The 13,889-nt window shown below is 67.8% G+C and carries 14 protein-coding genes; 5 read left to right on the top strand and 9 right to left on the bottom strand.

What is annotated here, in order from left to right; translation table 11 throughout:
- Nucleotides 1–43 precede the first annotated feature (43 nt).
- The 5 genes from AB0E63_RS08065 to AB0E63_RS08045 form a co-directional block, all read right to left on the bottom strand.
- A complete protein-coding gene (locus tag AB0E63_RS08065) occupies nt 44–211 on the bottom strand; it encodes a hypothetical protein (protein ID WP_360363057.1) in 168 nt (55 codons plus the stop codon).
- Complete coding sequence (locus AB0E63_RS08060; protein WP_360363055.1) at nt 208–1,083, bottom strand: carbohydrate ABC transporter permease; 876 nt, start codon at nt 1,081–1,083, stop codon at nt 208–210. Before AB0E63_RS08060 ends, AB0E63_RS08065 begins: the two co-directional genes overlap by 4 nt.
- Nucleotides 1,083–2,153 (bottom strand): sugar ABC transporter permease, encoded by a 1,071-nt coding sequence (locus tag AB0E63_RS08055; RefSeq protein ID WP_360363053.1) that lies wholly within the window; start codon nt 2,151–2,153, stop codon nt 1,083–1,085. The genes AB0E63_RS08060 and AB0E63_RS08055 overlap by 1 nt, the downstream gene beginning before the upstream one ends.
- A gap of 94 nt (nt 2,154–2,247) precedes the next feature.
- Nucleotides 2,248–3,525 (bottom strand): ABC transporter substrate-binding protein, encoded by a 1,278-nt coding sequence (locus AB0E63_RS08050; protein WP_360363052.1) that lies wholly within the window; start codon nt 3,523–3,525, stop codon nt 2,248–2,250.
- A gap of 366 nt (nt 3,526–3,891) precedes the next feature.
- Complete coding sequence (locus AB0E63_RS08045; protein ID WP_360363050.1) at nt 3,892–4,311, bottom strand: cobalamin B12-binding domain-containing protein; 420 nt, start codon at nt 4,309–4,311, stop codon at nt 3,892–3,894.
- 132 nt (nt 4,312–4,443) lie between these two features.
- Here AB0E63_RS08045 and AB0E63_RS08040 point away from each other — a divergent pair, with 132 nt between their 5' ends.
- From AB0E63_RS08040 to AB0E63_RS08025, 4 genes are all read left to right on the top strand, one after another.
- Complete coding sequence (locus AB0E63_RS08040; RefSeq protein WP_360363048.1) at nt 4,444–5,319, top strand: alpha/beta fold hydrolase; 876 nt, start codon at nt 4,444–4,446, stop codon at nt 5,317–5,319.
- A 419-nt stretch (nt 5,320–5,738) separates the two neighbouring features.
- On the top strand, nt 5,739–6,476 hold the full coding sequence (locus AB0E63_RS08035; protein ID WP_360363046.1) for a M23 family metallopeptidase: 738 nt from the start codon (nt 5,739–5,741) through the stop codon (nt 6,474–6,476).
- A gap of 48 nt (nt 6,477–6,524) precedes the next feature.
- A complete protein-coding gene (locus AB0E63_RS08030) occupies nt 6,525–7,043 on the top strand; it encodes a DUF6886 family protein (RefSeq protein ID WP_360363044.1) in 519 nt (172 codons plus the stop codon).
- Nucleotides 7,007–8,338, top strand: a complete 1,332-nt coding sequence (locus tag AB0E63_RS08025; protein WP_360363042.1) for a lanthionine synthetase LanC family protein — start codon at nt 7,007–7,009, stop codon at nt 8,336–8,338. Before AB0E63_RS08030 ends, AB0E63_RS08025 begins: the two co-directional genes overlap by 37 nt.
- Here AB0E63_RS08025 and AB0E63_RS08020 read toward each other — a convergent pair.
- The 4 genes from AB0E63_RS08020 to pcrA form a co-directional block, all read right to left on the bottom strand.
- Nucleotides 8,328–9,308: an NAD(P)-dependent alcohol dehydrogenase gene (locus AB0E63_RS08020; protein WP_360363041.1), complete on the bottom strand. Its 981-nt coding sequence runs from the start codon at nt 9,306–9,308 to the stop codon at nt 8,328–8,330. The genes AB0E63_RS08025 and AB0E63_RS08020 overlap by 11 nt on opposite strands.
- A 67-nt stretch (nt 9,309–9,375) precedes the next feature.
- Nucleotides 9,376–10,047, bottom strand: a complete 672-nt coding sequence (locus tag AB0E63_RS08015; protein ID WP_360363039.1) for a TetR/AcrR family transcriptional regulator C-terminal domain-containing protein — start codon at nt 10,045–10,047, stop codon at nt 9,376–9,378.
- A 46-nt stretch (nt 10,048–10,093) separates the two neighbouring features.
- Nucleotides 10,094–10,657, bottom strand: a complete 564-nt coding sequence (locus AB0E63_RS08010; RefSeq protein WP_360363037.1) for a hypothetical protein — start codon at nt 10,655–10,657, stop codon at nt 10,094–10,096.
- A 97-nt stretch (nt 10,658–10,754) separates the two neighbouring features.
- Nucleotides 10,755–13,073: a DNA helicase PcrA gene (gene pcrA / locus AB0E63_RS08005; protein ID WP_360363035.1), complete on the bottom strand. Its 2,319-nt coding sequence runs from the start codon at nt 13,071–13,073 to the stop codon at nt 10,755–10,757.
- Between the two features lie 85 nt (nt 13,074–13,158).
- Here pcrA and AB0E63_RS08000 point away from each other — a divergent pair, with 85 nt between their 5' ends.
- On the top strand, nt 13,159–13,785 hold the full coding sequence (locus AB0E63_RS08000) for a class I SAM-dependent methyltransferase (protein WP_360363033.1): 627 nt from the start codon (nt 13,159–13,161) through the stop codon (nt 13,783–13,785).
- Nucleotides 13,786–13,889 lie beyond the last annotated feature (104 nt).

Raw genomic sequence — 13,889 nt, 5'->3', positions numbered from 1 at the left:
GAGAAACGGCCGGAGCAGCAGCTCCGGCCGTTTCTGCGAGTACCTAGCGGTATCGGGCGCGATCCTCGCGGTCGCGGCGATCCCGTTCGTCCCGTTCCCAGCGGTCCCGGTCCTCCCGGTCGCGCCGGTCCCGATCCTCGCGGTCCCGCCGGTCCCGGTCGTCGCGGTCCCGGCGGTCACGCTCTTCCGCACGACGGCGGAACCAGCTCACTTCACGCCACCTGCCGTGAGGCCGGCGACGATACGGCGCTGGAACAGCAGTACGGCGATCACCAGCGGGATCGTCACCACCACACCGGCGGCCATCTGGCTGCCGAACGGTTGGTCACGTCCCGACGCACCGGTGAACTGCGAGATCACCACGTTGGCGGTCTGGTACTCCTTCTTGTTCACCATGCTCAGCGCGATCAGGAACTCGTTCCAGGCCGCGATGAAGGTGATGATCGCGGTGGTGAACACACCCGGTGCGGCCAGCGGGAGGATCACCTTGCGGAACGCCTGGGCCGGCGTACAGCCGTCCACCATCGCGGCCTGCTCGAGCTCTCGTGGCATTTGCCGGAAGAACGCGGTCAGGAGCCACACCGCCAGTGGCAGCGCGAACGACAGGCTGGGCACGATCATCGCCTGGTAGGTGTTGATCCAGTCGATGTTGACGAACAGCTTCTTCAGCGGGATCACCAGCGAGATCCCCGGGAACATCGAGGTGACGATGATGATCGCCAGCACGAAGTTCTTGCCCCGGAACTCCAGCCGGGCCAGCGTGTAGGCCGCCACCATCCCGATGATCAGCGTCAGGATCGTCACCGTACCGGCCACGATCAGGCTGTTCAGCAGACCACGCTGGAACCCGGTGCCGGGCTTGAACACGTCGGTGAAGTTGGTAAACGAAATGGGCGACGGAATGACCGAGTTGTCGAACTGGTCGGTCGGCCGGCGCAGCGACGACACCACCATCCAGAAGAACGGCACCAGGCAGTAGAGCACGATCACCGCGACACCGATCAGCGGCAGCCAGCGCCGGTACCACGGCGCCTCGGCCGCCTTGATGTCGATCGCCCTCGGGGCCTTCTCAGCAACAGTCATCATTCACCTCCTAAGCCGCCACCGGCGGTCAGTCCGGCCACCGGGGCGCCTTGGTCGGTCTGCTTGGCCTGGGCGCGACCATTCCTGCCGTTCTTTTTCTTCTTCGACTTCCGCTGGATGGCGTCACCGAACACGTCGGCACCCAGCAGCTTCACGAACACGTAAGCGACCACGGCGACGTAGATGAACAGCAAGGTCGCGTACGCCGCCGCCGGCCCGTACCGGGTCTGGTTGGCTTCGAGGTACGCCAGGATCGACAGCGTCTCGACCGACTCCTTGTTCGGACCGACCAGCACGAACGGCAGGTCGAAGATCCGCAGCGTGTCGAGGATGCGGAACAGCACTGCCACCAGCAGCGCCGGCTTCACCAACGGCATCGTAATGTGGACGAACTGCGACCAGGCCCGCGCACCGTCGACCTTGGCGGCCTCGTAGACCTCGTCCGGGATCGTCTGCAGGCCCGCGAGCACCAGCAGTCCGATGAACGGCGCGGTCTTCCAGGTGTCGGCGACGATGACTGACACCACCGACTGCCAGCCCTCGGTGGACCACAGGATCTGGGTGCCGAGCACGTCGTTGGCGATACCGTCGGCTTGGAAGATCCACTTCCACAGCAGCGCCGACACGACGGTCGGGATCGCCCACGGGACCAGGATGCTGGCCCGCACGATGGCGCGGCCCCTGAACGCCTTGTGCATCACCAGGGCCATCATGACACCCAGCACGGTCTCCAGGACCACACACGTGACGGTGAAGAACGTGGTGTTGTAGAAAGCGTTCCAGAATCGGGTGCCGGTCTCGCCGGAGAAGATCGCCGTGTAGTTGTCGAGCCCCACGAACTTGGAGCCCTGGACGATGAAGCCCGACTCGTCGATCTGTTGACCGCTCGTGTACAACGACTCGCGCAACGCCGCGAGTATCGGCAACCCGACCACGAGGATCAGCACGATCATGGTCGGCGACAGCAACAGCGCGGCCAGCCGGCCGGTGCCCTCGTTGAACGAGCTCCGCTTGGGCTTCTTGGTGGCCTCCGGTGTCGGTCGCTCAGCGACCGGGACGGATGTACTCACCTCTGCCTCCTTCTCTCTGCCCGCCTCGAGCGGGCAGCGACAGGCCGGGGCCGGCACGTAGCCGTGAAGCTGCGCGCCGGCCCCGCCGCTTCGGTCATTGCGTGATGAGCGAGCTCAACTTGGTCTGCAGCTGGGTCAGTGCGTCCTTCGGCGTTGTCGTGCCGGTCAGGGCGCCGTACGCCGCCTCCTGGATCGCGGTGGTGACGTCGCCGTACTTGACCACCTTCGGCCGCGACTTCGCGGCCTCGATCGAGGCCTTCAGCGGCGCCAGGTACGGGAACTGCTTGTTCAGCTCCGGGTCGTCGTACAGCGAGGCCCAGGTCGGCGCCTGCGACGTCTTCTCGACGTTCGCCTTCTGCCGCTCCTCGCTGGACATGAACTTGATGAAGTCCGCCGCGGTCGCCTTGTTCTTGGCGAACTCCGAGATCGCGTAGTTGTGACCACCCAGGGTGGACACGCCCGCACCGGTGAGGCCCGGCAGCGGCGCGACCGCGAACTTGCCGGCGATCTTCGACGAGCCGTCGGTCTTGCCGGCCAGCGCGTACACGTACGGCCAGTTGCGGTGGAAGAGCAGGTTGCCTTCCTGGAACGCCCGGCGGCCTTCCTCTTCCTTGTACGTGATGGCGGCCTTCGGGATGAAGCCCGTCTTGAAGCCCTCGGTCAGCGCGGTCAGACCGGCCAGCGCCTCCGGGGTGTCCACGTTCGGCTTGCCGTCGTCACCGACGACGACTCCACCGGCACCGTTGACGGCCTCGGAGAAGTTGACGGTCAGACCTTCGTACTTCTCGAACTGGCCCGAGTAGCAGCCGATGTTCTTGCCCTCCGGCAGTGCCTTCACCTTGGCACAGGCGGTGACCATCTCTTCCCAGGTCTTCGGCGGCTGCAGACCGGCCTTGTCCAGCAGGTCCTTGCGGTAGTACAGCAGACCGCCGTCGGACGTGACCGGGACGCCGTACAGCTTGTCGCGGTACTTCGCGGTGTCGACCGTTGACGGGAGCAACTTCCCCAGGTCCGGGAAATCGGCCGGCTGCAGCTCGGTGACCCAGCGGTTGGCCGCGAACTCGGCGGTCCAGACCACATCCAGGTTCAGCACGCTGAACGCGTCGGACTTGTTCTGCGCGTTCGAGATCATCTGCGCGCGCTGCTGGTCGGCGGACTCCGGCAGCTCCGAGACAGTGACCTTCTCGTCCGGGTGCTGCGAGTTCCACGCGTTCACCTGGTTCGTCAGGTTCCCGGACGTGTCCTTGCCGGTGGCAAACGTAATCGGGCCGCGACCCTCAAGCGCTCCCCCGGACGAGGTACCTCCGCTGCTCTCATCGTTCCCGCCACCACACGCGGACGCCAACAGCACCAGGCTGCTTGCGACGGCCACGAAAGCCGCCTTGCGTGTGTGTGATCGTTCAAACCTCATCGTTTACCTGCCCTCTCCCGATGGGACTCGCTTGGTCCTGCGTCAGTGGGCCGCAGTCCCCCACCGCACTGCGATCCGCCCTGTCCGGACAGTAACCGAGATCAGGGCCGATGTGTTCTGAGCCACACACACGTTCCCACTCGACGGTCTCTGAAACGGACAGCCGCATGGCTGTATGCGACCGCGATTCGACAGCCCGCACAACCAGGTATTTCTTAACGATTCGGTATTACCGGCAAGTAACCTTACTGAACGCGCCGTAGCCGTTCAGAACGACTCCGGGCAGTCGTCATCACGCTCCGGAGCGGATCCGGGCCCTTCCGGTACTCAGGCCGGTGAGGCCGAGGCGTCGCCGACGTTGCTGCGGACCCACTCGACGATCTCGGTGGTGGTCGCGCCAGGGGTGAAGATCTTGTGCACACCGAGTTCGGCCAGCGGCTGCAGGTCGGCGTCCGGGATGATTCCGCCGCCGAACACCACGATGTCCTCGGCGTCGCGCTCGGTCAGCAGCTCGCGGACCCGCTTGAACAGGGTCATGTGCGCACCGGACAGCACCGACAGCCCGATCGCGTCGGCGTCCTCGGCGATGGCGGTCTCGACGATCTGCTCCGGGGTCTGGTGCAGGCCGGTGTAGATGACCTCCATCCCGGCGTCCCGCAGGGCCCGGGCGACGACCTTCGCACCACGGTCGTGGCCGTCCAGGCCAGGCTTGGCGACGACGACGCGCAGAGGACTCGTAGCAGGCATGCTCGCAGGCTAACCGGTCCGTACCTCACGGATAAGACACGAAGGTGTGTGTTCCCCGACACGCGCGAAGGGAACCGGTTACCTTGAAAGAGATCGGACCATTCGGGGGGTCTGGTTTGTGAGGAGTCGCCCATGACTACCTGGCAGGACGACATCCGCGGCGCGCTGGACGGACTGGCGTACGGCGCCCGCTCCGCCCTGACGCCTCGGGTACTGCACGGCGCGGCCGTGGAGATCGGCTGGCTCACCACGCATCTGGCCATGTATCCGCTCGGTCTGGTCGGCAGCTCCGGCTCCCGGACCGAACGACTCACCCTGGCCGGCCTGACCCCGGCCCAGCGCAGCCTGCTGGTCAGCGACGTCCGCGCGGCCGGTACGCCGATCCTGCTGGTGCACGGGATCATCGACAACCACACGATCTTCGCGCTGATGCGCCGGCAACTGCAGCGGCGCGGGTTCAGCAGCATCCACACGTTCTCGTACTCACCGCTGACGGTCGACGTACGCCGTACCGCGCAAAGGATGGGCGAGGAGATCGAGGCGATCTGCGAGGCCTCCGGGTCCGATCAGATCCACGTCGTCGGCCACAGCCTGGGCGGACTGATCGCGCGGTACTACACCCAGCGGCTCGGCGGTCACGAGCGGGTGCACACCTGCGTCACGCTCGGGACGCCACACCAGGGCACGATCGCCGCCAGGCTGCTGCCGTGGCCGCTGGTCAAGCAGGTGCGGCCCGACAGCGAGCTGATGACCGAGCTGGCCGAGCCGGCGCCGGACTGCCGGACCCGGTTCGTCGCGTTCTACAGCGACGTCGACCAGCTGATCGTGCCGCAGCGGCGAGCCCGGATCCGGCATCCCGATCTGATCGCGAGCAACGTGCGGATCCGCGGCGTCGGCCACCTGTCCCTGCCGTTCCATGGTGACGTCGTGCACCAGATCACCGGGATGCTGGCTCACCTGGACGAGCGGGACGACGGCCGGGACGCCGGGCAGAACACGGTCGCCTGACCTCTTCCTTGTTCTGACATGCTCAGTTTTGCCTGATGAAGCAGCTTTCTGGACGCCTTCCGCCAGATGCACGTGCAGCGGCTCATGCAAAAGTTTCGTGAAGGTGCCGCGGAAAAGTGGGTGGCGGGGTTTGTGGGCTCGTGACTGATCCGTTATCGTGCGTGAGTCCCCAGCGGGAATAAACCCCCGCAGGAGATGGAAGAGAGCTTCGGCCCCCTCCCCTAGCCCCTCCCCTGTGACCGAAAGGCCACGTTGTGTCCCAGCACCGTGCCGCGGGAGACCGCGACACGCCAGGCAACGCTGCGCGCAAACCCGGCGCATCACGTCACAGTGCCAAGCATCGTGTTGCCAGGCGTAATACTCCCAGCAGTACCCAGATCGTCGGTCTGACCGCGGCGCTTGCCGCGGCGGCAGGAGCTGTGGGATTCAGCCACAGCTCGCTCGCCTCGCCGACGCAGGCGAACTCGGCGGTGAACCTTGCCGCCCTGAGCCTGGACAACGGGAATCTGTCCGGCATCACCACGGCACGCATCCAGGCCCGCCAGCTCGCCACCCGTGACTCCTCCCGGGTCCAGCTGGCCGACACCGGCACGAACAAGAAGCAGGCCGCGGCCGCCCAGCTGGCCAAGGCCCGGGCCGCCAAGCTCACCGCCAGCCAGGCCCTGACCGCCAAGCGCGCGAGTGCCCTCGCCCTGGCGAAGGCCAAGGCCGACGAGGCCGAGAAGAAGGCCCGCGAGTCGGCCACCCGCTGCGAGATCATGCTGACCGGCTACCACATCACCGCGACCTTCGGGCAGGGCGGCAGCCGCTGGGCCCACAACCACACCGGTCTCGACTTCGCCGCCCCGATCGGCACCCCGATCCACACCGTGATGAAGGGCGTCGTGATCTTCGCCGACTGGGCCGGCCCGTACGGCCGCCAGGTCCAGGTCCGGCACGAGGACGGCACCGTCACCTGGTACAACCACATGTCGAAGTTCAGCGTGAGTGTCGGCGAGACGCTGTACGCAGGCGACCAGGTCGGCGCGGTCGGCATGACCGGCAACACCACCGGCCCACACCTGCACTTCGAGGTCCACCCGGACGGCGGCGAAGCGATCGACCCGGCACCCTGGCTGCGCAACCACTGCGGCCTCGACCCGTACACCGCCGGCTGATCCGGTAAATCCCGGCACCCCAGCTGACACCTGACTAAGCTGCCGCGCATGCGCCCGGCATCTGGTGAGGTCCTGCACTTCTCCGAAGACCCGACCATCGACGTCTTCCGGCCGCACGTCGCGAAGACGGCGCAGAAGGTCACTCCCTACGTGTGGGCCGTCGGCCACGACCGAGCCCCCGACTACTGGTTCCCGAGGCAGTGCCCCCGCGCGATGGCGTGGGTAGGCCCCTCGACCACTCCCGACGACCGCGACCGCATCATCGGCGCCGGTTCCGGCACCCGCGTGCACGCCGTCGAGTACGGCTGGCTGGACGCGATGCGCACCGTCGAGCTCTACGCCTACCGCCTGCCCGCCGACGTCTTCGTCGAGCACGATGCGGCCGTCGTCGCGACCGCCGAGGTCCGGCCGCTGGGTCCGCCCGAGCGGGTCGGCGACCTCTTCGAGCTGTACGACGAAGCCGGCATCCAGCTGCGCGTGCTGACACGGCTGCACGACTTCTGGTCCAAGGTCACTGTCAGCACGCTCGAGTGGAGCGGCATCCGGATGCGGAACGCCCGGCCATGACGCCGTACGGCGCTGTTGCCGAAGGGGCCTGGGGGTGGGTCCTCGAGCAGGTGCGGTGGGACGACGACGTCCCCTGGATCCCGGAGTCAGCGGGCGGCGAGAGGCAGACCGAGTACGCCGATGGCATGCACAGTGGCCTCGGCGGACTCGCCCACACCCTGGCGGAGATCAAACTGACTCGCCCGTGGACGGACGACGAGCAGCACCTGGCGAGCGCGATCGCCAACCGCATCCGCAGCACCATCCCGACCGAGGCAAGCGTCACCTACTTCGATGGTCTGCCCAGCGGCATCGGAGTCCTCACAGCCTTGGGGGAGCCCGGCTCCGCTGCGGCAGTCGAACGTGCCCTGGAGCTCGCCACCGGCGACGGCTGGCACGAGAGCTACCTGGAGAACGAGGAGAAGTACCGCCCGGGCGCTGTCGCCAACGACGCCACCCTCGGGACCGCCGGTGTCCTGATGTGCGCCCTGTGGGCTCTCCGCCACGGCGAGGCCGCCCGGCCACTGGCCGACCGGGCGGCCGATCACCTGCTGGCCGAGCAGGAGGAGACGCCGAGCGGCCTGAACTGGCTGTTCGTGCCGCGCCGATTCGTGCTCGACCCGCCCGTCGAGATGCCGAACTTCTCGCACGGCTTGGCCGGGATCGCGGCGGTACTCGCGACAGCCGGCGTCGAGTTGGGACGGCCGGAACTCGTGACCGCTGCCCAGCGAGGCGCCGAACATCTGGTCACGCTCGGGATCAACGACGACAAAGGATTCCGGGTACCGCGCGTGATCCCGTGGGCGGAGCGCCACGGCGACGAGTACACCTACAACTGGTGTCACGGCGGTCCGGGTACGTCGCTGCTCTTCACGGCACTCGACTACGCCGGAGTGAAGCAGGTCGCCGGTGAGTCGACGATGACCTGGCACCGGCGGTGCCTCGACAGCGTGCGGTCCTCGGGTGTCCCGGAGCGCATCCACCCGGGCTTCTGGGACAACGACGGCCGCTGCTGCGGTACGGCGGGAGTCGGCGACGTCTGCCTGGATTCGTGGCACCGCAACGGTGACGAGCAGGACCTGGAGTTCGCCGTACGGCTCGCGGATGCCCTGGTGGAACGGGCGATCCACGACGGGCCGTCGGCGTACTGGCGCTTCATCGAGTACCGCAACGACGAGCCGCTGCTGCCGCCGGGAGTGGGCTGGATGCAGGGGGCAGCGGGGATCGCGGCGTACCTGTTCCGGATCGAGCGCGTGCTCGGCGGCGATCAGCGCGCGATCGAGCGGATGGACAACTGGTGGGCGCTCAGACGGTGATGACCACCTTGCCGCGGGCGTGCCCGGTCTCGACGTAACCGATGGCGTCGGCCGCGGCCGCGAGCGGGTAGGTCCGGTCGATGGCCGCGGTGAGTTTGCCGGCTTCGGCAAGCTCGCGGAGGGCGACCAGGTTGGCTTTGCTCGCCGCGCCGTTGAAGAGGAGCACGCGTTGGCGGATGAAGGGAGCTGCGGCCATCCCTCGGATCATCAGGCCGAGCGGGCCGAAGAGGCTGCCGCCGGTGAACAGACCGCCACCTGACAGCAGGAGGATGCCGTTGCGGGTCCCCGCCCGTCGGAGGGCGGTCAGGGACCGATTGCCGACGAGATCGAGGACGACGTCGTACTGGCGGTCGGTACGGCTGAAGTCGGTGCTGGTGTAGTCGATGACCTCGTCGGCGCCGAGGGACCGGACGAGCTCGACGTTCCTGGTGCTGCAGACCCCGGTCACCTCGGCCCCCAGCGCCTTGCCGAGCTGGACGGCGAAGGTGCCGACGCCGCCGGCCGCTCCGTTGATCAGGACGTGTTGCCCGGCCTGGAGTCTGGCCACGTCCCGCAGTCCGATCAGGGCGGTATTCGCGGCCAGCGGTATCGCCGCCGCCTGCTCGAAGGTGAGGTTGGCCGGTTTCGCCTCGACCCTTTCCGTGGATGCGACGACGTACTCGGCGAAGGCTCCGGGCGCTTCGCCGTACACCTCGTCGCCGATCCGCAGTCCGGTCACCGCGGAGCCGACCGCCTCCACCGTGCCGGCGAAGTCCGTGCCACGGACCTTCACGTTGGGGCGGCGCCAGCCGAGGTCGGCGGACGGACGAGCGACGTACGGATCGCCCCGCATGACGTGCCAGTCACGGGCGTTGACCGAGGCCGCACGCACCTTGACCAGCACCTGGTGATCGCCCGGCGCCGGCCGGTCGAGGTCGGTGAACTCCAGTCCGTCGGGTGCTCCGTACCGGTACTGAACGATGGCCTTCATAACCGCCCCCTTACACCGTAAGTCTTACGTCGTAAGGTTGGCTTACGTTGTAAGAACAGTCAAGAGGTCAGCGGAGCCGATCGAGGCCGTCGAGGATCAGGTCGAGGGAGAACTCGAACTCGGCCTGGTCGTCACACCAGCCGAGTGTCGAGTCCGGGTCGTCGTGGGCGATCTCGGACAGCATGCCCACCAGGTTCGGGAGTTGGTCGGCGAGGTCGACGAGCATCCGCTCGGACTCGGCGCCGGCTCCGGCCGACGGATCGAACAGTTCCTGCGAGAAGCCCAGGGCCCTGCTACCCAAGGCGTGCAGCGCGTGGTGTGCCAGGTCGTAACTGAAGCCGCCGGAGCGCATCAGGCCGACCAGCCCGTCGTGGTACAGCACCACCGCCGGTCGCATCGTCGTCCGGCTCTCCAGGAGCCGCGGCACCCAGGGGTGCCGCAGCATGAGCTGCCGGGCGGTCAGGATCCGGCGCCGCATCGCCGCCTTCCAGCCGCCGGAGGTGTCGTCACCGTCGACGACCGCGTTGAGCTCGTCCATCAGGACGTCGACGATGCCGTCGAGCAGGGCGTTCTTGTTCGCCACGTGGTAGTACAGCGACATCGCCTCGGCGCCGAGGGCGTCGCCGATCCGGCGCATCGTGACGGCCTCGAGCCCGTCGGCGTCGGCGATCGCCACCGCGGCCCGCAGTACCCGGTCCCGGCTCAGCGGAGTCCGCGGCTCAGACGCTTGGGTCGCCACCTGCATCCCCTTCCTACGCTCGATTCGTACAGCGTAAGGCAGAGGGTCAGCGCTGCCAGACCTCGGCGGTGGTGAGGAAGGCGGACGAGCCGGGCTTGTCGGGTGAGCCGTCGACCTGCACGAAGCCCGGGACCGAGGCGCCGCCGATCGAGACCGTGGCGGACCGGACCGGCGCGATCACCAGACTCAGACTGTGGTTGCCGTCGGCCAGCTGGAAGTTGTCGGTCGCGAACAGCCGGCGGTCGAGGACGCCGCCCATCTCGATCTGGATGTCGGCCGCCTTGGCGGTGAGGCCCTCGGCGAGGTTCATCGAGACCTGGACCAGGTCACGCTCGATCGCGGGCTCGTGCCACGGCAGACCCTGCACCTCGAGGAACGAACGGACGAAGTACCGCTCCAGCCAGGCGGCCAGGTCGACGTCCTCGGAGACCACCCGGACGATCCCGTCGAACCAGAGGACCACCGCCGTACCGGGGCCGCGGATGGACCAGTCGACCATCCAGATCGACGCGTACGCCGTCACCCTGCCGTTCTCGTCGAACAGCCGCAGCCCAGGGTTGGCCCCCGCCAGGATGATCCGGCGGTGACTGCCTGCCGAGGACTTGGGCATCAGGGAGGACGCTTCCGGGAGGGGGCGGAGATCCTTGATTGTCTCAATCTCCGGCTCTTACACAAGGTAACGTCCAAAACCTTGACGGAGATATGCCTCAGATCTTCTCTACCGGTGCGTAACGCAGCAGCAACCGCTTCACACCTTCGGATCCGAAGTCGATGTCCGCCTGCGCCTGCTGACCCTCGCCGCGGACCACGACGACCGTGCCCATGCCAAAGCTGTCGTGCACCACGCGGTCACCCGGATTCAGGCTGATCACCGGTTTGTCGGAGGCCGTCTTCCGCGGTGGCTCGTAGCGACTGGAGATCCCGCTGCCGCGGGTCGTCCCGGTGCCCGACCAGCGGGTGATCGCGGACTCGTCCCGGCGCCAGTCGAGCAGCTCGGCCGGGATCTCCTCCAGGAACCTCGAGGGCGGGTTGTGCTGCGGAGCGCCGTACGCCGAACGGACGGCGGCCCGCGAGATCGCCAGCCGCTGCCGGGCCCGCGTGATCCCGACGTACGCGAGCCGACGCTCCTCCTCGAGCTCCTTCAGATCGGTCAGCGACCGCGAGTGTGGGAAGACACCGTCCTCCATCCCGGTCAGGAAGACCACCGGGAACTCCAGTCCCTTCGCGGTGTGCAGCGTCATCAGCGTGACCACGCCACCGTCGTCGACGGCATCCGGGATCTGGTCCGCGTCAGCGACCAGGGCGACCCGCTCCAGGAACGCCTGCAGATCGGCGGCTTCACCGGCCGCGGTCCGCTCCTCCACGAACTCGCGCGCCACCGAGATGAACTCGTCGAGGTTCTCCAGCCGGGTCTCGTCTTGGGGATCCGGTGACTTCTGCAGCTCCTCGTAGTACCCGGAGCGGTGCAGCGCGACGTCCAGGATGTCGTCCGGCGGGGCGGCCGAGTCGACCATCGCGGTCAGCTCGTCGAGGATGTCGATGAACGCTTGGACGGCGTTCACCGATCGCGACGCCATCGCCGGCGCGTCCTGGGCCCGGCGCAGCGCCTGGGCGAACGAGGTCCGGTCCCGCGCCGCCAGCGCCTCGATCGCGGCCTCGGCCCGGTCGCCGATGCCACGCTTGGGCACATTGAGGATCCGGCGCAGTGAGACGGTGTCCTCGGGGTTGACCAGCACGCGCAGGTACGCGAGCGCGTCGCGGACCTCCTTGCGCTCGTAGAACCGGACGCCGCCGACGACCTTGTACGGATGGCCGGTGCGGATGAAGACCTCTTCGAAAACACGCGACTGCGCGTTGGTCCGGTAGAAGACCGCCACGTCGGACGGCTTCACCCCGTCCGCGTCGGTGAGCCGGTCGATCTCGTCGGCGACGAACTGGGCCTCGTCGTGCTCGTTGTCGGCGACGTACACCGCGATCTGCTCGCCCTGGCCCTGGTCGGACCAGAGGTTCTTCGCCTTGCGGCCCTCGTTCCGGCTGATCACCGCGTTGGCCGCGGTCAGGATCGTCTGGGTGGAGCGGTAGTTCTGCTCCAGCAGGATCGTCTCGGCGCCGGTGAAATCCTCCTCGAAGGCGAGGATGTTGCGGATCGTCGCGCCGCGGAAGGCGTAGATCGACTGGTCGGAGTCGCCGACCACCATCAGCTCGGCCGGTGGTGCGGTCGGGCCGTTGTAGTTCGGGTCGTCCTCGCCGCAGAGCTCCCGGATCAGGGTGTACTGCGCGTGGTTGGTGTCCTGATACTCGTCCACCAGCACGTGGCGGAAGCGGCGGCGATAGTACTCACGGACTTCGGGGAAGGCCTGCAGCAGGTTGACCGTGGTCATCAGCAGGTCGTCGAAGTCCAGCGCGTTCGCCTGGGCCAGCCGCTCCTGGTAGACCCGGTAGCACTCGGCGTAGGTCTCCTCGAGATGGTTCTCGGTCTTCGCCGCCGCGGTCTCGTGGTCGATCAGCTCGTTCTTCTGGGTGCTGATCCAGTTCAGCACGGCGCGCGGGTTGTACCGCTTCACGTCGAGGTCGAGCTCGCGGCAGACCAGCGTCATCAGCCGGCGCGAGTCGGTGTCGTCGTAGATCGAGAACGTCGAGTTGATCCCGAACCGCTTGATGTCGCGGCGCAGGATCCGCACACACGACGAGTGGAACGTCGAGACCCACATCAGCTTCGCCCGCGGGCCGACCAGGTCCACGACCCGCTCGCGCATCTCGGCGGCGGCCTTGTTGGTGAACGTGATCGCCAGGATCGATCCGGGGTGCGCGTCGCGGGCCGCCAGCAGGTAGGCGATCCGCCGCGTCAGCACCCGGGTCTTGCCGGACCCCGCACCGGCCACCACCAGCAGCGGTTTGCCCGCGTGCACGACGGCGGCCCGCTGCTGCGGATTGAGCCCCTTCAGCAGCGCATCCGGATCGGTCCGATGCGTCTTCGGCTCTTCCAGCGGCACCGGGAGCTCATCAGGCGAGAACAGCGTAGTCATCACCAACACCTTAGGCGCTCCCTCCGACAGTTACCGAACGCCGGTTCGAACGGGGTGTCTCCTCGGCCGCTTAGGGTGGGTGGGCATGGGACATCCGATGTTCGCGCGGCTCTACGCGCGGGTGCGGCCACAGCTGGACGACCACGGCGTGGCCGGGCACCGCAAGCAACTGCTGGACGGGCTGGCGGGTCAGGTGCTCGAGGTCGGCGCCGGGGACGGCGGGAACTTCGCGCACTACCCGGCCGAGGTGACGAGCGTCGTCGCCGTCGAGCCCGAGCCGTATCTGCGGGCCAAGGCCGAGCACCTGGCCACCGTCGCGCCGGTGCGCGTGGAGGTCGTGAACGGTACGGCGGAACGCCTGCCGCTCGCGGACGATTCGGTCGATGCCGTGGTCACGTCGCTCGTGTTGTGCTCGGTCCCGGACCAGGCAGTCGCCCTGGCCGAGGCCTTCCGGATCCTCCGTCCCGGCGGGGAACTCCGGTTCTACGAACACGTCGCGGGGTCGGCCGGCAGCCGGCTGACCACGGTCCAGCGAGTCGCGGACGCCACCGTCTACCCCTGGTTCAGCGGCGGCTGCCACCTCCACCGCGACACAGCGGCCGCCATCACCGCTGCGGGCTTCACCATCACCACGCTGGACCGCTTCGACTTCCCACCCACCGGCTTCAACCCAGCCTCCCCCCACATCCTCGGCCGAGCGGTCCGCCCATGACACAGACCTCCCGATTCGACGCCCCGGTCGATCGCATCGAGTTCCTCTGGCCGACGCCGCGCTCGGCGCGCTGTTGATGGCGCCGCGCTGCGGGAGCTTCCGGA

It is taken from the genome of Kribbella sp. NPDC026596 (assembly GCF_040638415.1).
Lineage (GTDB): Bacteria > Actinomycetota > Actinomycetes > Propionibacteriales > Kribbellaceae > Kribbella.
Note: the sequence above shows the minus strand (reverse complement) of the source record. Positions and strands in the feature narration are given on the sequence as shown.

Bases quoted from the DNA above. Each gene is read 5' to 3' on its own strand.
- AB0E63_RS08060 (WP_360363055.1), bottom strand. From the start codon at position 1,083: ATGACTGTTGCTGAGAAGGCCCCGAGGGCGATCGACATCAAGGCGGCC.
- AB0E63_RS08045 (WP_360363050.1), bottom strand. From the start codon at position 4,311: ATGCCTGCTACGAGTCCTCTGCGCGTCGTCGTCGCCAAGCCTGGCCTG.
- AB0E63_RS08040 (WP_360363048.1), top strand. From the start codon at position 4,444: ATGACTACCTGGCAGGACGACATCCGCGGCGCGCTGGACGGACTGGCG.
- AB0E63_RS08030 (WP_360363044.1), top strand. From the start codon at position 6,525: ATGCGCCCGGCATCTGGTGAGGTCCTGCACTTCTCCGAAGACCCGACC.
- AB0E63_RS08020 (WP_360363041.1), bottom strand. From the start codon at position 9,308: ATGAAGGCCATCGTTCAGTACCGGTACGGAGCACCCGACGGACTGGAG.
- AB0E63_RS08010 (WP_360363037.1), bottom strand. From the start codon at position 10,657: ATGCCCAAGTCCTCGGCAGGCAGTCACCGCCGGATCATCCTGGCGGGG.
- pcrA (WP_360363035.1), bottom strand. From the start codon at position 13,073: ATGACTACGCTGTTCTCGCCTGATGAGCTCCCGGTGCCGCTGGAAGAG.
- AB0E63_RS08000 (WP_360363033.1), top strand. From the start codon at position 13,159: ATGGGACATCCGATGTTCGCGCGGCTCTACGCGCGGGTGCGGCCACAG.